At 53.0% G+C, this 17673-nt stretch carries 18 protein-coding genes; 6 read left to right on the top strand and 12 right to left on the bottom strand.

Going from position 1 to position 17673, the window contains the following annotated elements; genetic code table 11:
• Positions 1–37 precede the first annotated feature (37 nt).
• Together ABDK11_RS05210 and ABDK11_RS05205 are read right to left on the bottom strand one after the other, a co-directional pair.
• A complete protein-coding gene (locus ABDK11_RS05210) occupies positions 38–850 on the bottom strand; it encodes an MBL fold metallo-hydrolase (protein WP_346839241.1) in 813 nt (270 codons plus the stop codon).
• Positions 851–1004: 154 nt separating this feature from the next.
• Positions 1005–1412: a hypothetical protein gene (locus tag ABDK11_RS05205; protein ID WP_346839240.1), complete on the bottom strand. Its 408-nt coding sequence runs from the start codon at positions 1410–1412 to the stop codon at positions 1005–1007.
• Positions 1413–1497: 85 nt separating this feature from the next.
• Between ABDK11_RS05205 and ABDK11_RS05200 the strand changes: the two genes are divergently transcribed.
• Positions 1498–2466 carry an IS30 family transposase gene (locus ABDK11_RS05200; RefSeq protein WP_346836609.1) on the top strand — a complete coding sequence of 323 codons (969 nt, stop codon included), beginning with the start codon at positions 1498–1500 and terminating at the stop codon, positions 2464–2466.
• Positions 2467–2778: 312 nt separating this feature from the next.
• On the opposite strand, the gene ABDK11_RS05195 is transcribed toward ABDK11_RS05200, so the two are convergent.
• The 5 genes from ABDK11_RS05195 to ABDK11_RS05175 all read right to left on the bottom strand — a co-directional run bounded on the left by ABDK11_RS05195 (position 2779) and on the right by ABDK11_RS05175 (position 5994).
• Complete coding sequence (locus ABDK11_RS05195; protein WP_346839239.1) at positions 2779–3624, bottom strand: ankyrin repeat domain-containing protein; 846 nt, start codon at positions 3622–3624, stop codon at positions 2779–2781.
• Positions 3625–3738: 114 nt separating this feature from the next.
• Positions 3739–4164 carry a hypothetical protein gene (locus ABDK11_RS05190; protein ID WP_346839238.1) on the bottom strand — a complete coding sequence of 142 codons (426 nt, stop codon included), beginning with the start codon at positions 4162–4164 and terminating at the stop codon, positions 3739–3741.
• A gap of 43 nt (positions 4165–4207) precedes the next feature.
• Positions 4208–5050 (bottom strand): IS3 family transposase, encoded by an 843-nt coding sequence (locus ABDK11_RS05185; protein ID WP_346840177.1) that lies wholly within the window; start codon positions 5048–5050, stop codon positions 4208–4210.
• A gap of 11 nt (positions 5051–5061) precedes the next feature.
• On the bottom strand, positions 5062–5370 hold the full coding sequence (locus tag ABDK11_RS05180; RefSeq protein ID WP_346839237.1) for a transposase: 309 nt from the start codon (positions 5368–5370) through the stop codon (positions 5062–5064).
• A 135-nt stretch (positions 5371–5505) separates the two neighbouring features.
• Positions 5506–5994, bottom strand: coding sequence for a hypothetical protein (locus tag ABDK11_RS05175; RefSeq protein ID WP_346839236.1), 489 nt, complete (start codon positions 5992–5994; stop codon positions 5506–5508).
• 317 nt (positions 5995–6311) lie between these two features.
• Here ABDK11_RS05175 and ABDK11_RS05170 point away from each other — a divergent pair, with 317 nt between their 5' ends.
• The 3 genes from ABDK11_RS05170 (at position 6312) to ABDK11_RS05160 (ending at position 10701) form a co-directional block, all read left to right on the top strand.
• Complete coding sequence (locus ABDK11_RS05170) at positions 6312–7262, top strand: IS110 family transposase (RefSeq protein ID WP_346837882.1); 951 nt, start codon at positions 6312–6314, stop codon at positions 7260–7262.
• Positions 7263–7575: 313 nt separating this feature from the next.
• A complete protein-coding gene (locus ABDK11_RS05165) occupies positions 7576–8544 on the top strand; it encodes an IS30 family transposase (RefSeq protein WP_346836609.1) in 969 nt (322 codons plus the stop codon).
• Positions 8545–9651: 1107 nt separating this feature from the next.
• Positions 9652–10701, top strand: coding sequence for an integron integrase (locus ABDK11_RS05160; RefSeq protein WP_346839235.1), 1050 nt, complete (start codon positions 9652–9654; stop codon positions 10699–10701).
• A 71-nt stretch (positions 10702–10772) separates the two neighbouring features.
• Here ABDK11_RS05160 and groL read toward each other — a convergent pair whose 3' ends face one another.
• From groL to ABDK11_RS05145, 3 genes are all read right to left on the bottom strand, one after another.
• Entirely contained in the window at positions 10773–12413 is a 1641-nt protein-coding gene (groL, locus tag ABDK11_RS05155) for a chaperonin GroEL (protein ID WP_346839234.1), read from the bottom strand.
• Between the two features lie 50 nt (positions 12414–12463).
• On the bottom strand, positions 12464–12757 hold the full coding sequence (locus ABDK11_RS05150) for a co-chaperone GroES (protein WP_078085279.1): 294 nt from the start codon (positions 12755–12757) through the stop codon (positions 12464–12466).
• A 229-nt stretch (positions 12758–12986) separates the two neighbouring features.
• Complete coding sequence (locus ABDK11_RS05145) at positions 12987–13481, bottom strand: FxsA family protein (protein ID WP_346839233.1); 495 nt, start codon at positions 13479–13481, stop codon at positions 12987–12989.
• A 146-nt stretch (positions 13482–13627) separates the two neighbouring features.
• On the opposite strand from ABDK11_RS05145, the gene cfa reads away from it, so the two are divergent.
• Positions 13628–14782 (top strand): cyclopropane fatty acyl phospholipid synthase, encoded by a 1155-nt coding sequence (gene cfa, locus ABDK11_RS05140; protein WP_346839232.1) that lies wholly within the window; start codon positions 13628–13630, stop codon positions 14780–14782.
• 666 nt (positions 14783–15448) lie between these two features.
• On the opposite strand, the gene ABDK11_RS05135 is transcribed toward cfa, so the two are convergent.
• Together ABDK11_RS05135 and ABDK11_RS05130 are read right to left on the bottom strand one after the other, a co-directional pair.
• Positions 15449–16210, bottom strand: a complete 762-nt coding sequence (locus ABDK11_RS05135; protein WP_346839231.1) for an SDR family oxidoreductase — start codon at positions 16208–16210, stop codon at positions 15449–15451.
• Between the two features lie 69 nt (positions 16211–16279).
• The gene (locus ABDK11_RS05130) at positions 16280–17311 is read right to left on the bottom strand and encodes a DUF481 domain-containing protein (RefSeq protein ID WP_346839230.1); all 1032 of its coding nucleotides are present in this window, start codon (positions 17309–17311) and stop codon (positions 16280–16282) included.
• A gap of 82 nt (positions 17312–17393) precedes the next feature.
• On the opposite strand from ABDK11_RS05130, the gene ABDK11_RS05125 reads away from it, so the two are divergent.
• Positions 17394–17672: an MGMT family protein gene (locus tag ABDK11_RS05125; RefSeq protein WP_346839229.1), complete on the top strand. Its 279-nt coding sequence runs from the start codon at positions 17394–17396 to the stop codon at positions 17670–17672.
• Position 17673: the final 1 nt, after the last annotated feature.

Here is a 17673-nt window from a genome sequence, read left to right as displayed (position 1 = left end):
ACGTACTTGACATATGTCATTTAAAGAGTGAAACGCTCTAATTAGCCGACGCGCTACGGTCAGCTGCATCAGTCTGTTGCATACCATTCCTCCGCTCGATTAATGAAATTGTTCTTTCTATAAACCTTCTAAGCGCTTTTTTAGGTAGGGAAGGATTAAATCTTTTCGCTATCTCGTTAATCTCTGGGACTTCCATTATCTTTTGCACGCTTTTTCCTTCCCGATGGCATACCATTACCTCCTCAAACCACTCAACTGTGTTCTTCTGGAATTCTCGCAATGCGAGCTTATTGGTGGGATTGCCATGCCCGGGTATTATTAGACTGTGCTCATTTCCTATTTTTAGAATAGTATTAACCGCTGCATTAAAGCCATTAATTCCTCCTGCATAAAAAGTAGGGTGCCAACTATTGTCAAATACATCTCCGACAAAAATACTGTTACTTTCCACATGATAGTAGATTAAGTCATTTTTAGAATGAGACGTCACTTTAAATTTTAGGATACCATCAACATCAAAATTATTTCTTATAAGCTTAGATCCACGATCAGTGAAAAATTTATTCCCTCCCGAATGATCGGTGTGTTCATGTGTATTTAAAACAAAGGAAACTGGTTTTTTATAAATTGCTTGAACAGTTTTATTGAGTTCGTCTAATTGATCTTTTCCCGGCATCGGGTCAATTAAAACAAGCCCTTCATCTGTTGAAATCAAACCGATATTGGTGTTGTAGCTTTTCCCTTTTAGAAGATACATCTTTTTAGAAATTTTCTTCGCATCAACTCCAGCAGATAGAGAAACATCGCTTAAAAGTGACAAGAAAATGACTATTAATACTCTAAATAGCATCTAGGTGCATTCCTCTATTGACGGTTTGTAACGCCCGCAGCAGGGGCAGCAATGGAGCTTGTTATTTTTTGTGGTATTAGACCACAAAAAATGCGAGCGGAATGGAGGTCCCAGGCCACAAAGTGGCCGCACTGGCTGCGTTTGTTAGGCATTATCATAACCTCCCAAGTAATTCTGAAGGCTTAACTACATCCGGGGTAAATTCAAGACGTTTCGCAGTACTTAAGCTATTGATTAATTTTGTATCAAGGGTAAGGAAAACGTCACATTTATTTGATTCTGCACACCAAAGCCAATATGCATCGGCTAGCTGATTGTATTTCTTGCGCCCACCCTGCAGTGCTCCAGCATACTTAGCCAACTCTAAGAACCGAGGATGCTTCAGCTCTGACAAAAAATTGTGAAAGTGATTTTTCGTAGGGCCGGTGTTCATCCAGCTCGGTCTTATTGTTAGAAAATATCTAACTGGAGGAGGATCAGAAAATTCTATTTCACTACCGTAAAAATAGTCACTTCGAAATCTTCCTGACTTTTTGATCTCCATATCAGTTTGTCTATCCATCGCGGTTTCGGATAATAAGTGCAATTGGTAAGAGAGAGGCCAGCTGGTAGAGTCGGCGCTTCTCCCCGCCAAGAGAAAAGCACTGATGAGCTACAACCAGCTGACCGAGAACGAACGATACCAGATTTATAGTCTGAAGAAAGCCGGGCACTCGCAAATAGAGATTGCCGAACTTCTGGAAAGGCATCCCTCTACGATCTGTCGAGAGCTGCGTCGCAACAAAGGGCTACGAGGGTACCGGCCCGGGCAAGCTCAAAAGCTGTCGAATGTTAGACGGTATGGGGCCCACAAGGCTCGGAAGGTGACGGACGAGGTACGTGATCAGATTGAAACGCTGCTCCGGCAGGAGTTAAGCCCGCAGCAGGTAGCAGATTATCTGAAACGGTGTACGGGTATTTCCTTACATCATGAGACAATTTATCAGCTGATCTATGCCGACAAGGCTCATGGCGGCGATTTGTATACGCATCTGCGAGTAGCGTCAAAGCCCTACCGCAAGCGTTACGGCAGCAACGATCAACGCGGCAAGATCAAGAACAGAGTGAGTATTGATGAACGCCCTGAGGTTGTTGACCTGGGTAACCGAATTGGCGACTGGGAAGGCGATACAGTCATCGGCAAAGGCCGCAAAGGTGCGCTATTGACCCTGGTAGAGCGCAAATCGCTGTATACGGTCATTGTGTTGCTGACGGGCAAGAGAGCCGACTTGCTCGCCGCTGCAGCGGTTGCGCATATGGTACACCTTAAGGAGAAAGTCAAAACAATCACGTTCGACAATGGCCTTGAGTTTGCCGGTCATGAAGAGATCGCGAAAGGACTGGAGGCGGATATTTACTTTGCCCATCCCTATGCATCATGGGAGCGTGGAATCAATGAAAATACCAATGGTCTTATTCGGCAATATTTCCCGAAGGGAACGGACTTCAGTACGGTATCGGATGAGCAGGTTCAGTTTGTCATGGACCGCCTGAACAGCAGACCAAGAGCGACCAGGGGTGGACGATCGCCAAATGAGCTATTTATGGGGCGGCGGGACGATTTGCTCGCTGCATGAAGAAATTGCAGTTATTACTTGAAACCGCGCATCACGAGTTTGGCGCCAGACTTTTTAAGTTTTCTAGAAAGCTCCTTTAGTAGTTTAATCTCCTTTCGAAGTTCTTTATCTCCAGCTGGCCTTTTTCTGACAAGCTCAATTGGTCCATACCTTACCAAGGATTCGCCGGGTCTCGCTCCACCAAAGTAAATATCCATTGTCCGATATTTGGTGGCCGAATGCCGCACTATATTACTATCGAGGAAGATCTTCACCGGATGCCTAACGCCAAGCGCACCGGTGGCCTTTAGTCCATCCGCGTGACGCGCATTGTTAGATTTGTTCCAGCTGAGAGAAATATTTAACTACATCTTGGCAATTTTCCATCTCAGCTAAACCTTTAGCGGTGGCTCCATTTGCCCATTTTAAACCACACTCCAAATTTGGATTTGCGCCGCTTTTGATAAGTAAATCTACTCGTTCTACTGAATTAGATCGAGCAGCAAGCATTAATGCTGTTTGATCAGTGCCTTGAGGACCATCAATCTCCACCCCGCGATCTATTAGTGATTGCATTACCTCAAGAGATGATCTTCCTGATGCGAATTTTAATGGTGTTTGCTCATCACTTTCGCGTACGAAGTTGACATTAGCTCCAGCATCAATAAGAAGCAGTGCAATTGCAGTAGATTTTTTTATAGATGAGGCACACGCAGCAGTTAATGCAGTTAGGCCAATATCTGAAATTTCTTCTAAATCTACTTCTTCAGAAATAAGAAATTCAACTACCTTGATGTGATCGCCGTCAACGGCCGCCAGTAGCGCACCGTCACAACGGGCACCATTTTTTAATAGAAATTTAACTTCATTCAATTTTCCATTTCCAGCTGAACACATCATTGGTGTTCGATTGTGGCTATCTTTCAAATTAACATTTGCTCCAGCTTTAACTAGAATTTTTATAGGGCCTAATCTTCCTTTGCCACACGCCCAATTTAACGCATTATGTGTATCAGGTGAAATTCCTGACTTGAGACATTTATTTATGGTTCTTTCACGACCGTAGTGAGCAGACTTTAATAGCAATTCTTCTGGATCAGCATCCACATCATAATCTTTCTCAAGATGCGAAATAATAAAATCTTCGTTTCCCACTCTGAATGCTTCACTTAAATCCACTTAAAGACTCCTTTCTTGCTCCGAAATCTAACGTTCGGTTTAGGGGCGGCTGGAGCGTAGCGTAAGCCGTCCCAGCCGCGCATTTCGCGGCGACTACAACCGCTTGTTACGTACCTATAGTTCTCTGACGGTTGATGCAATATCCAGCGCCTTATCAAAGCCTTCACTGCAAGACACATAAGAATAAATGGTTAAAATTGGGCCATTTACCCAAAACCTGCGGGCATACCAGATTCCACCGCCACCTTTACCATCCCAATATTCTTCTTCGCGACATACCCAATAGATACCATTGGCATGACCACTAGAGATAAATTTTGTGGTTTCAGGATCATCAACAAAACCCATCCGAAACTCATCAATGAAATCATCACCGCTAGAATAAGGCCATGATTCTTTTGATGTAGTTTCACCTATCTTCTTGGCGCCTACGTAGATAACACTACTAGAGATTTTCCAACCGTCTGGAAGATCTACCGTCACCTCGGAATAAGCAACTGATGAAACTAAGGTCAAAATTAATATATAGAAACTCTTCATGATTTTATGTATTGGTCTTACCCACAAAAAGTAGACACTCTAACTACGCGCATTTGCGCTCATACTCATCTGGACTTATATAACCCAGTGTAGAGTGCCTACGTACCCTGTTGTAGAAAACCTCGATGTACTCAAACACCTCGGACTTCGCCTGATCCACACTCTCAAAACTCGCGGCATACACCAGCTCCACCTTCAAGCGACTGAAGAATGACTCCATCGCGGCATTATCCCAACAGTTCGCTTGTCGGCTCATGCTGGATCGGCATCTATTCTTCATTAGCAGGTCCTGATATCCCTGAGCACGATATTGAACGCCCCGGTCTGAATGAACAATCAAGCCCGGCGTTCTCTTCCTTTGCAGCAGAGCCATCTTCAATGCCTGCTGCGTAAGCTCTTCTGTCATCTGGGTATCTAGCGCCCAACCGACAATGCGTCGTGAATACAGATCCATCACCACGGCGAGATAGAGCCAGCGGTCTCTCACCCAGATGTAGGTGATGTCACTCGTCCAGCGTCGGTTAGGGCGATCCACCTGGAAGCAGCGCTTCAGCAGGTTGGCAGCAACGTTCACCTTACTCTCAACTGGCCGGCTATAACGGAAGCCCTTACCGTTCCTCGCCCGGATATGCTCTTTATGCATGATTCCAGCGATATAGTTGGTAGAGCAAGGTATCCCTGCTTCCATCAGCTCACGGGCGATCCTCGGAGCACCATAGCGGGCTTTGAAGCTCTCAAAGGTGTCCTTAACCCGCTCCGTAACCCGCTTCCTACGGATCGCCTGAGGGCTTTCCTCTCGGCTGATCCAACGGTAATAGCCCGAAGCGGATACTTCGAGGCACCGACACATCAAGCGTACCGGGTACAACCCTACATGCTCGCATATCAGTGCGTACTTTACTCTTGGTGGTTCGCAAAGTACGCAGCTGCCTTTTTTAGGAAATCGACCTCCTGACGAGCCTCATGCAGCTCCTTTTTCAGGCGGCGCACTTCAGCGCTCTCCCGCTTGGAGTAATCGACCCCATCCAGGCTATTGAATTGCTTCTCTGAGAGTCGATTGAACTGTCGTCGCCAGTTATAGATCTGCTGGGCACTGACACCTAGCTCTCGAGCTACTGAAGCCGTAGTAGCTCCAGGCTTTTCCGCTCTTTTTACCGCCTCTCTACGGAATTCTTCCGTATACGCCTGAGTTCTTTTCTTACCCATGGTACACCTCCGTGTTAGGCCGAAACCTAACTATACAGGGTGTCTACTAAACGTGGGTAAGTCTTATTTCTAACGTTCGGTTTAGTGGCGGCTGGAGCGTAGCGTATGCCGTCCCAGCCACGCTTTGCGTGGCGACTACAACCGCTTGTTAACTTTTTCTCCGTAGAAGCACTCGCCATCCGGCCGTTCCCAGGTTGTATTAGCCGGGTTATTATTTATCTTGAAAATTACCGATTTCCCGGTATTACTGCCACCATCATCTAAGCGAACTATCCACATTTCGCCCTGACCAATCATGACACCCTCATAGTTAGAGCGAAGATTATCGATATTTGAACAATATACAGTCTGTATAAGCCTGTCGTTAAGGATCTGATCCCCGAGACGGACAAACTCTTCTGCCGTCTCTACTGTTGTTGGATTTCCCCCTACATATAAACCAGTAGGGAATAGCATTAACTCCGATAGGCCTTGGTAGTCCTTAGAGAGTATTGCTTTACGGACTTTTAAGTAAAACTCTTCCAACTCTTTCTTATTTTCAAATCCGGCTCCCGCGTGCTCATATCTTTCTGCAACCGCAATGCAACTTTGAAGCAAAAGAAAGAGTATAAGGATGTGCTTCATGGATTCCCCAAAAAAAGTTAACGCCGCGCTCAGCCGCGGACAATTTTGGGCGCTTTATGCGCGATAATGGGAGCGCAGCGACCGCGCACAAAGTGCACAAAGTTGGCCGTCGGCCTGCAGCGCCTTGTATGGTTTAATTCCCCCGAATTCGGTAAGTTGAAGCCCGTAACATCTCTCACCATGTTACCGGCCTCCCAGCCCGATGCTTGCCTGGTCCTTAGAGACCGTTAACAAGCGTGGCGCGGGCGGCCGACCCGATTTACTAACTCGAACAGTCGAATGGGCTTCGAGCCCGAATTTAGCAAGGAAGAGTCTCTATGGCAATTCAACGTAACAGGGTAACGGGTGTCAATGTTGGTGTGGATGTTGGCAAGTTCTCTCTGGATTTTCACATCCATGAAAGAGGCGTTCACTGGTCGTCTGACAACAGCGAGGAAGGTATTCGCTATTCGATTGGGCGCATACGCCGTTATAACGTAGAACGGGTAGTTGTCGAGGCCACGGGCCGTTATGAGCTGAACTTTGCTCAGACAGCCTTTGAGCGCGATCTGCCGATCGTAATTGCTAAACCTCTCTCTGTACGGCGCTATGCAGGTGCTATTGACCAGCTGGCAAAAACTGATCGCATAGATGCTGCTCTGATTGCAGAGTTTGGCGCGAAAGTGCAGCCTAGGATAAGTCGCAATAACGGAAAGAACTTAAGAAGAATCAAAGACTTACTGGCCCGCCGTCGCCAACTGATGAACATTAGAGTTCAAGAATTGAATCGCGATGAAGTCATGGGAGACGGAATCCTGGAGGCCTCCTACCGGCGTGTCCTGAAGATTCTCGACAAGGAGATTGAGTGGGTTGATGGGCAGCTCTCAAAGGCCATCGAAAAAGAATCATCCTGGTCTGAGAAGAAGAGATTGCTCAAAAGTGTACCAGGTGTTGGCGACGTTCTAGCGCACACTCTCCTTGGAGACCTACCTGAACTCGGAACGTTGAACAACAAGCAGATTGCTTCGCTAGCTGGCGTCGCGCCATTTAACCGAGACAGCGGGAAGCTCAAGGGAAAGCGACGGATTCAAGGTGGCAGGAGATCTGTACGTGTCGTGCTGTATATGGCTACCGTCAGCGCTACGCTGTGCAACCCGGCAATCAAAGCTCAATACCAACAATTGGTAGCAAAAGGAAAGCACAAAAAGGTAGCTTTAGTTGCCTGCATGCGTAAGTTGCTCACGGTCTTAAACGCGATGGTTCGCGACCAAAAGGAATGGGTCGCCTAGTTTTTTGATAGGGATTGAAGCCACAGTCGCTTGTTATGAATTGACTTCCATGAGGTGGAATGCCTTTAAGAAGCTCTTTCTATTTTGCTCGAATATTTTGTGCTCAGGGTGGTTTATTGAGCGCTTATTTTCGGAGAAGGCCGGAGCAACACAACCCCAATTTGAGTTTCTAGCAAAATAGACAACACAATCTACATTACTTTCTTTCCATTGATTATGTACATCATGCGCGGTTTCGGATAATAAGTGCAATTGGTAAGAGAGAGGCCAGCTGGTAGAGTCGGCGCTTCTCCCCGCCAAGAGAAAAGCACTGATGAGCTACAACCAGCTGACCGAGAACGAACGATACCAGATTTATAGTCTGAAGAAAGCCGGGCACTCGCAAATAGAGATTGCCGAACTTCTGGAAAGGCATCCCTCTACGATCTGTCGAGAGCTGCGTCGCAACAAAGGGCTACGAGGGTACCGGCCCGGGCAAGCTCAAAAGCTGTCGAATGTTAGACGGTATGGGGCCCACAAGGCTCGGAAGGTGACGGACGAGGTACGTGATCAGATTGAAACGCTGCTCCGGCAGGAGTTAAGCCCGCAGCAGGTAGCAGATTATCTGAAACGGTGTACGGGTATTTCCTTACATCATGAGACAATTTATCAGCTGATCTATGCCGACAAGGCTCATGGCGGCGATTTGTATACGCATCTGCGAGTAGCGTCAAAGCCCTACCGCAAGCGTTACGGCAGCAACGATCAACGCGGCAAGATCAAGAACAGAGTGAGTATTGATGAACGCCCTGAGGTTGTTGACCTGGGTAACCGAATTGGCGACTGGGAAGGCGATACAGTCATCGGCAAAGGCCGCAAAGGTGCGCTATTGACCCTGGTAGAGCGCAAATCGCTGTATACGGTCATTGTGTTGCTGACGGGCAAGAGAGCCGACTTGCTCGCCGCTGCAGCGGTTGCGCATATGGTACACCTTAAGGAGAAAGTCAAAACAATCACGTTCGACAATGGCCTTGAGTTTGCCGGTCATGAAGAGATCGCGAAAGGACTGGAGGCGGATATTTACTTTGCCCATCCCTATGCATCATGGGAGCGTGGAATCAATGAAAATACCAATGGTCTTATTCGGCAATATTTCCCGAAGGGAACGGACTTCAGTACGGTATCGGATGAGCAGGTTCAGTTTGTCATGGACCGCCTGAACAGCAGACCAAGAGCGACCAGGGGTGGACGATCGCCAAATGAGCTATTTATGGGGCGGCGGGACGATTTGCTCGCTGCATGAAGAAATTGCAGTTATTACTTGAAACCGCGATGGTTATGATCCGTTGCAGCCACAGTTTTTACCTGAATACGGTAATAATTTGGCCCGTCAGAGATCAATATATCCGTTTGATGCCCATGATCCAGGATTGGCAAGAAAACTTGCCAGCCATCCTGCATTAACCACGACACAACCATACTCTCAAATGATGAATTTTTGAGCGCTTGATGTGTTCCCTTTTGAGTTTGAGTAAGCCTACGCGGCATTTCAATTTCCTCTGTAGATCTGCACTTCCACTTATGCGGTGTACAGAGGACAACTTCTTATGAAGATCGCCCCATAGTTAAAAGAGACCGGCGTTACGCTCAGGCTCTAAGATTCATAACGCCGCGAGCAGCGGCAGCTTACTTTGGGCGCATTATGCGCAAAAATGGGAGCGAAGCGACCTGCGCATAAAGTGCGCAAAGTAAGCTGTCCGGTGGAGGCCCGCAGGGCCGGAACGAACTGCCTCGCCTTGTTAAGGTTATTACCACCGTATACTCAATGGAGTACTAACTTTTTCTGGATTTACGTCGGCACACTCTTCGGCTTCACCGAAAAAAATGAACCGGTTATTTCCGGTGATTCTAAACAAAGTTTCACCTTCATTCGCATATTGTGCGGCAGGTATAACCAATGAAACTTCATCACTACTGAGGTTGGCTCTCCGCATGATCTCAGCCGCATCCGCTGTGCTCACCAGCTGAGGATCGCTCGGTGTTCCATACGACCAACCGCTATACCCATTGTGTATAAAATACCGAGGCATACCGAAACCTTAACAGTTTATTAATAAGACGCGTCTTTATATCCAATCATCGCCTATCCACGACAAAGATAAATCACGAGAAGAAGAAATTTCTTATTTTTCAATACCTTATCGGATTCCGATGCGATTCCACTCTGGGAAAACGCGACGCGTCGTGTTTTGCAACATGTATTTTTATCTTTTGATCATAAGCTGCAACCGTTTAAAGTCAATGACTTACGGCAATATCCGCGTGGATAGGCGACGCGTCGCGTGATCTGGGGATTGACTCTTTTGGCTCGCGCCATCTACTGTATATAAAAACAGTTGGAGATTGATTCATGGATGACATTCGCCACCGCATTCCCAAAACTCAGTCCGGCCGTTTTGTGCAAAAACTTCGGCTGCATATGCGTGAATCCGGACTATCGTACCGGACAGAGCAGACCTATATACACTGGATCAAGCGCTTTATTCACTTTTATAAGCTGCGCCATCCCGCTGAAATGGGGGTTGCCGAAATAGAGCAATTTCTCAGTCAGCTGTCGGTGGAGAGAGATTGCTCTATAAACACGCAGCGTATAGCCCTGAATGCGTTGGTATATCTCTACAAGCGCTTTATGGGGCGGGATACAGAATCATTGCAGTTCAAGCCGGCCCGGGGGCCTCGCCGCTTGCCGGTGGTATACAGCCCCGCGGAGATCCGGGCAATACTGGCACAACTGAAAGGCATTTACAGACTGCAGGTGGAGTTGATGTACGGCTCGGGCCTGCGCAGTGCGGAATTGCTGTCTCTCAGGGTGAAAGACGTCGATTTTGGTAGCAATAATATTTATGTCCGCGCGGGAAAGGGCAATAAAGACCGCACTACCATGCTTCCGCAGGGTCTGAAACCTGAGCTCAGGCAGCAGATTCAGCGGGTCGCATTCATCCATGCGCAGGACTGCCTCGACGGCCTTGGAGAGGTGCACCTGCCAGATGCACTGGCGAAAAAATACCCTTCGGCGGCGCGCGAACTCGGCTGGCAATTTATGTTTCCGTCTGCGGAAATCGGCACCGATCCCCGATCCGGCGTTAGGCGTCGGCACCATATGCACGCGTCGACGCTGACAAAGCATGTTCGCGTTGCCGTGCGCAAGGCCGGGGTCCACAAGCCCGCACGCACCCATGCGTTTCGTCACAGCTTCGCTACGCACTTGCTCGAATCAGGCTACGATCTGCGCACCATACAGGAGCTGCTGGGGCACGCGGACATCAACACGACGGAAATCTATACGCATGTCGTCAACCGCGGGGGCAGAGGCGTGCTGAGCCCGTCTGATCGCCTGCGCGCGGATAACCTGGTTACCGATGCACAACCTGGATACCGCTTGGTGGCAGGTATCAGGTAATAGAGCGTATTTGAACATAAAAAAAGCCCCGCAATTGCGGGGCTTTTCGTTGGTCTGGCTGGAAGGCCGGCTTACATCATGCCGCCCATGCCACCCATACCGCCCATGCCACCCATGTCCGGTGCAGCCGGCTTGTCTTCCGGGATTTCTGCAACCATGGCTTCGGTGGTTATCATCAGGCCGGCGATAGACGCGGCAGCCTGCAGCGCGGAGCGGGTTACCTTGGCCGGATCCAGGATACCCATTTCCAGCATGTCGCCGTACTCGCCGGTACCGGCGTTGTAGCCGAAGTTGCCTTCGCCCTGCTTCACTTTGTCTACCACTACAGAAGCTTCGTCACCGGCGTTGGCAACGATCTGGCGCAGCGGCATTTCCATTGCGCGCAGAGCCGCGGCAATACCGTGGTTCTGGTCTTCGTTGTCGCCGGTAACTTTGACAACCTGGGTAGCGCGGATCAGCGCAGTACCACCGCCAGGAACAACACCTTCCTCTACCGCAGCGCGAGTTGCGTGCAGGGCGTCTTCTACGCGGGCTTTCTTCTCTTTCATTTCGACTTCGGTGGCTGCGCCAACCTTGATCACGGCAACACCGCCAGCCAGCTTGGCTACGCGCTCTTGCAGCTTCTCTTTGTCGTAGTCGGAAGAAGATTCTTCGATCTGGGCACGGATCTGCTTGACGCGCGCTTCGATGTCGGCCACTTCGCCGGCGCCGTCAACGATCACGGTGTTTTCCTTGGACAGGGTGACGCGCTTGGCGGTACCCAGGTGCTCCAGAGTGGTCGCTTCCAGCTCCAGGCCTACTTCTTCGGAAATCACGGTGCCGCCGGTCAGGATAGCGATATCCTGCAGCATGGCCTTGCGGCGGTCGCCGAAGCCCGGGGCTTTAACCGCTGCAACCTTGACGATGCCGCGCATGCTGTTGACCACCAGGGTGGCCAGCGCTTCGCCTTCTACGTCTTCGGCGATGATCAGCAGCGGCTTGGACGCCTTGGCTACCTGCTCCAGCAGCGGCAGCAGATCGCGAATGTTGGAGATTTTCTTGTCAACCAGCAGGATAAACGGGCTGTCCAGCTCGGCAGTCATGTTTTCCTGGTTGGTGATGAAGTACGGGGACAGGTAGCCGCGGTCAAACTGCATGCCTTCGACGACGTCCAGTTCGTTTTCCAGGGACTGGCCTTCTTCAACGGTGATCACACCTTCTTTGCCCACCTTGTTCATCGCCTCGGCGATGATGGTGCCGACGTTCTCGTCGCTGTTAGCAGAGATGGTACCTACCTGGGCAATAGACTTGCTGTCGGCGCAGGGAGTAGCCAGGCTGGCAATGTGGTCAACGGCCGCCGCTACGGCTTTGTCGATACCGCGCTTCAGGTCCATCGGGTTGAAGCCAGCGGCAACTGACTTGAGACCTTCGGTAACAATCGCCTGGGCCAGTACGGTGGCGGTCGTGGTGCCGTCGCCGGCGGTGTCAGAAGCCTTGGAAGCCACTTCCTTGACCATCTGCGCACCCATGTTTTCGAACTTGTCTTTCAGTTCGATTTCCTTGGCGACAGATACGCCGTCTTTGGTGACGGTCGGCGCGCCAAAGGACTTGTCCAGTACCACATTGCGGCCTTTCGGGCCCAGGGTGGTTTTTACGGCGTCAGCCAGGATGTTTACACCGGCCAGCATCTTCTGGCGGGCGTCGTCAGCGAATTTAACGTCTTTTGCTGCCATGATTGTTTTCCTCGAATTCTTTCTCTGCGTTTGCTCTTCGCGCCGGGCTCTTAGCCTTCCAGCACGCCGTAGATGTCGCCTTCGCTCATGATGATCAGCTCTTCGCCGTCCACCTTGAGGGTGTTGCTGTCCGCATAGCGGCCGAACACAACGGTGTCGCCAACTTTCACGGACAGGGCGCGCACGTCGCCGTTATCCAGCAGTTTGCCTTCGCCCACGGCTACGACTTCACCCTGGTTCGGCTTTTCTTTGGCAGCGCCCGGCAGCACGATGCCGCCAGCAGTCTTCTCTTCTTCTTCCTTACGGCGCACTACGACGCGGTCGTGTAAAGGACGAATTTTCATGGATAGGCTCTCCATTGAGTCGTGTTTTCAGGTTTCCAATGTTGGAAGACCCTTGGCCTGGGGCCGCGGGTCCCGGTGCCCCGCTCTGGCCGGCAGAGCCGGGGCAAAATCTTGGGGTGCAGCCTATCTATGGGCGCCAAGGGGAATTTCAACAGTGGCTGCGAAAAAAACTGGGGAGATTGGGTCTATTAGCGGAGGAATCCGGGTTATTGCTCACTTTTTACCCAGCTCACTCTCTGTCGCGCCGCCGCGGCGCCTCGTCATCCGCCGACCCGTCTGCGCCGGATTTGTCCTCGCGGGAGTAGTCCCCCTCGATGACGTCATGATCCTGCTGCTGGTGGCGGGTGCCCGACGTGTAACCGGGGCCCGATACCACCGTCACATGGCGCAGCAGGTAGCCAAGTAGCAGCTGGCGCAGGCCCGGAATCAGGCAAGCGAAACCCAGCGCATCGGTGATGAAGCCCGGGGTCAGCAACAGGGCGCCGCCCACCGCCAGAAAGATCCCCTCAGCCATCTCCCGCGCCGGCATCTCTCCGGCCTGCATTTTCTGCTGCGCCCGCAACACCGTCGACAAGCCCTGGCGGCGCAGTAGCGACAGCCCCACCACCGCGGTCAACAGCACCAGGCCAATGGTGGGGAGGGCTCCGATATGCCGGCCCACGGTGATCAGCAGCCACATTTCAAGAATGGGCATGACAATAAACAGCAATAACAGTGGACGCATAGTCACTTCTTCCTAGGGGGCCCGCCAACTTGTGGCTCCGGGCGAAACTCAGTATTTTCGATATGCTGTAGTAAATGAGGAGTACTGGCAAATTCTTCAAGGGCGCGGGTTTCCACCCGGTCGGGCCTGAACCAAGGAGGCGGACTATGGCAGGCGAGCAGCAGGATGCGGTGAACGCGGTATCGGGGGGGCGCAGCCGGCATCGGCATCTTCTCGGCGAACTGCTGGCTGAGGCGGATATCCGGATTAACGGCGACCGCCCCTGGGATCTGCGGTTGCACCGGGAAGCGGCTCTGGACGAGATCATCGCGCGCCACAGCCTCGGCCTCGGCGAGACCTACATGCGCGGCGACTGGGATGTGCCGGCCCTGGATCAGTTTTTCTACCGCCTGTTAAAAGCCGACCTGCCCGGGCGTATCCGCCCCTGGCGCAACGCCTGGCGCTTTATCCGCAGTTACCTGATCAACCTGCAGAGCCGCCGCCGCGCGTTCGAGGTCGGAGAGCGCCACTACGACCTGGGCAACGATTTCTACCAGTCGATGCTGGACAGCCGCCTCACCTACAGCTGCGGCTACTGGCGCGAAGCGGAGAATCTGGAGCAGGCGCAGACCGCCAAGCTGGACCTGATCTGCCGCAAACTGGGGCTCAAGCCGGGAATGCGCCTGCTGGATATCGGCTGCGGCTGGGGCAGCCTGGTGAGCTATGCCGCTGAACACTACGGCGTGGAGTGCGTCGGCGCCACCATCTCCCGCGAACAGAGCGCCTATATTGCCGAACATTTTGCCGACCTGCCGATCACTGTGCACCTGCAGGACTACCGCAGTCTGGACCAGCGCTTCGACCGTATCGCCAGCGTGGGCATGTTCGAGCACGTGGGCCGCAAGAACCATCGCACTTTCATGCAGGTTGCCAGGCGCTGCCTTAAAAAAGACGGTTTGATGCTGCTGCACACCATCGGCAAGAACCAGCGCCGCTCGACCTGCGATCCGTGGATCGAGAAATATATTTTCCCCAACGGCGACCTGCCCTCCGCCGGCCAGATCGGCGACGCCGCCGACAACCTGCTGGTATGCGAGGATGTGCACAACTTCGGCAGTGACTACGACAAGACCCTGATGGCCTGGCATCAGAACTTCGAACAACACTGGGAACGCTTTGCCGAGCGTTATGGCCAGCGCTTCTACCGTATGTGGCGCTACTACCTGCTGTCCTGCGCCGGCGCATTCCGCGCGCGGCATATCCAGCTTTGGCAGTGGATGTTTTCGGATCGTATACAGGGCGGGGTTGAAAGAATCAGCTGAGCGGGGGCGGAACCGGTGTTCGCTCCGCGCGGCAGTGCTGCTCCCGTGCACAGGCCACAGCCAGCAGGGGCGGACACAAGGTCCGCCCCTACGGAAAAGACATTGAAGAGCTAGCCAACCGCAGCGCCTTCGTGGCACTGACGCAGCGCTGTTTCTATATCCACCACGTCCATTCGGTAGGGGCGAACCTTGTGTTCGCCCTGCGCGGCAGTACTGGTCTAGGGAGCGGCCCGCGGTGCCACAAATAAAAAGGGCGGACACAAGGTCCGCCCCTCCGGCACAGACATTATAGATCTAGCCAACCACAGCGCCTTCGTGGCACTGACGCAGCACTGTTTCTATATCTACCAAACTCATTCGGTAGGGGCGAACCTTGTGTTCGCCCTGCGCGGCAGTGCTGGTCTCGGGAGCAGGCCGCGGTGCCACAAATAAAAAGGGCGGACACAAGGTCCGCCCCTACGGCACAGACATTAAAGATCTAGCCAACCACAGCGCCTTCGTGGCACTGACGCAGCACTGTTTCTATATCTACCAAACTCATTCGGTAGGGGCGAACCTTGTGTTCGCCCTGCGCGGCAGTGCTGGTCTCGGGAGCAGGCCGCGGTGCCACAAATAAAAAGGGCGGACACAAGGTCCGCCCCTACAACACGGCTTGTCGACAGCCTGTTAGAGGCGCGCGCCGCCGTCAATATCCAGCACGCGGCCGGTGACGTAATCGTTCTGGAGAATAAAGCCCACGGTTGAGGCGATCTCTTCCTGCTGGCCGAGGCGGCGCAGCGGTACCTGTTTGACCAGGCCCTCGAGAATTTCCGCGCGCATCTGCGCCACCATGTCGGTCTTGATAAAGCCGGGGGCGATGCCGGCTACGCGCACGCCGTAGCGCGCCAGTTCCCGCGACCAGGATACGGTCATCGCAGCGACGCCGGCCTTGCTGGCCGAGTAGTTGGTCTGGCCCATATTACCGGCGCGCGACAGGCTGGAGATATTCACGATCACGCCGCCGTCACCCGCTTCCGCCATGATGCCGGCCGCCGCGCGGCCGCACAGGAAAACACCGGTCAGGTTTACGTCGATTACCGACTGCCACTGGGACAGCGACATGCGATCAGTGAGTTTGCCATCCTTGACCTTGATCAGCATGCCATCGCGCATGATACCGGCGTTGTTGACCAGTACCTGCAGGCCACCGAAATCCGTGGCGATCTGCGCAAAGCCGCGATCGACTTCTTCCTCGCTGGCTACGTTGATCACGTAGCTGCGCGCCTCGGCACCGAGCGCCTCGCAGGCGGAAACGCTCTGCTGCAGCCCCTCTTCATTGACGTCGATCAGGGCCAGGCGCGCGCCCTGTGCGGCCAGGTATTCGGCCATGGCGCGGCCGAGGCCCTGCCCGGCCCCGGTAATGGCGACAATGCTGTTTGCAATCTGCATGGGAATTCCTCGTACGTATTTCTCTCAATGATCGCGGCGCTTTGCGGCCGCTTCACCAACCGCGGGCGGTCACCACTGGTAACCGACGCCGACAGTCAGCTTGGTATCTTCTTTCTCGCTATCGATCGACGGCGTGTTGTCGTACTGCCAGCTGTAGGCAATCTCCATCAGCACGCCTTCCACCAGCGGGGTGCGCACCCCCAGTTTGGCATTGGCCTGGTAGTCGTCGCTGTTATCCACCGACTGCAGCACTTCCTGGTCCATGTAGATCTCCGGCCCCAGGTCAAACTTGTAGCGGTAATTCACTGCCGCACGTGCCGCGGCGTAGTGTTTGTCCTGGTTGTCGCTCAGGCCCGAGTCGATGAAATTCTCGCTCAGGCTACTGATACCGCCCTCCACTGAAAAGGCTGTCTTATCCGTGTCGTAAAACAGGTAACCCATACCGAGACCGAGCGTGGTGCCCATATCGAGGTTGCGCGCCTCTTCCCGCTCCAGCTGGCTGTTGGCCGCGGCAAACCACTTTTCCGCAAAGATCCACCGCAGGTTGTAGGCCAGCTGGTATTTTTCCAGCGCGTCGGCGTCCGGCGTGGACAGGCTCTGATACAGCGTCCTGACCAGATGGTGGAAGTCGCCGGTGCGGATATCCAGGTTAGCGTTGAGGTCCAGGTCGTCGCGCTCGGTGTTGCCGTGTTCGAAATCGCCGCCGGCGTTCACGTTGCCGTGGAACACCACCGGGTTACCGACAAAATTGATATAGGGCTCTGCGCGGTCGATCGCCGGAAAGTCGATCAGCCAGCCGGTCCCCTTGTCACAGTACAATTCCCATTTCTCACGCAGGTGCCCGGCCAGGGTACAGGGGCCATCGTGCCCGGCGATCTTCAGGTCCGCATCCGTATCCAGCGACAGCACCTTGTTCTTGGGAATGGTAATCTGGCCGAAGTTGTCGGACTTCCAGGTCACCTGCTCGCGATCCACCAGCACCAGGGTGCCGTGTACCCGGTCACCATTGACCAGGGTCAGCACCCCGGCTGAAACGAGTGGCGAGACAAGTGAGAGGAAAAACAGCAGGATAACGCTGGCGTGACGAACAGCTCGAACCACAAGGACAACCTTAGAGTTATTAGGCGGCGGATTTACAGTGAGACACGGTACACAATTCGGCGACAATGATGCCATATCCAGGATGAGTCTTGTACTGGCGCAAATCCCCCGCGGGTGCGTCATCACCTACGGTGACCTGGCGTCCATGGCCGGCTACCCCCGCGCCGCGCGTCTCGCCGGCCAGACCCTGCGCAAGCTGCCCCGCGACACCCGCCTGCCCTGGCACCGGGTGATCAATGCCCAGGGCCGCATCTCCCTGCCGGAGCCGGGCGCGCAGCGGCAAATCGCGCGGCTCGAGCGCGAGGGCATCACACTGGTGAATGGGCGGGTGGATCTGGTCAGGTATCGCTGGCGGCCGTGAC

The organism is Microbulbifer sp. SAOS-129_SWC (genome assembly GCF_039696035.1).
In the GTDB taxonomy this organism is placed as follows: Bacteria; Pseudomonadota; Gammaproteobacteria; order Pseudomonadales; family Cellvibrionaceae; genus Microbulbifer.
Note: the sequence above shows the minus strand (reverse complement) of the source record. Positions and strands in the feature narration are given on the sequence as shown.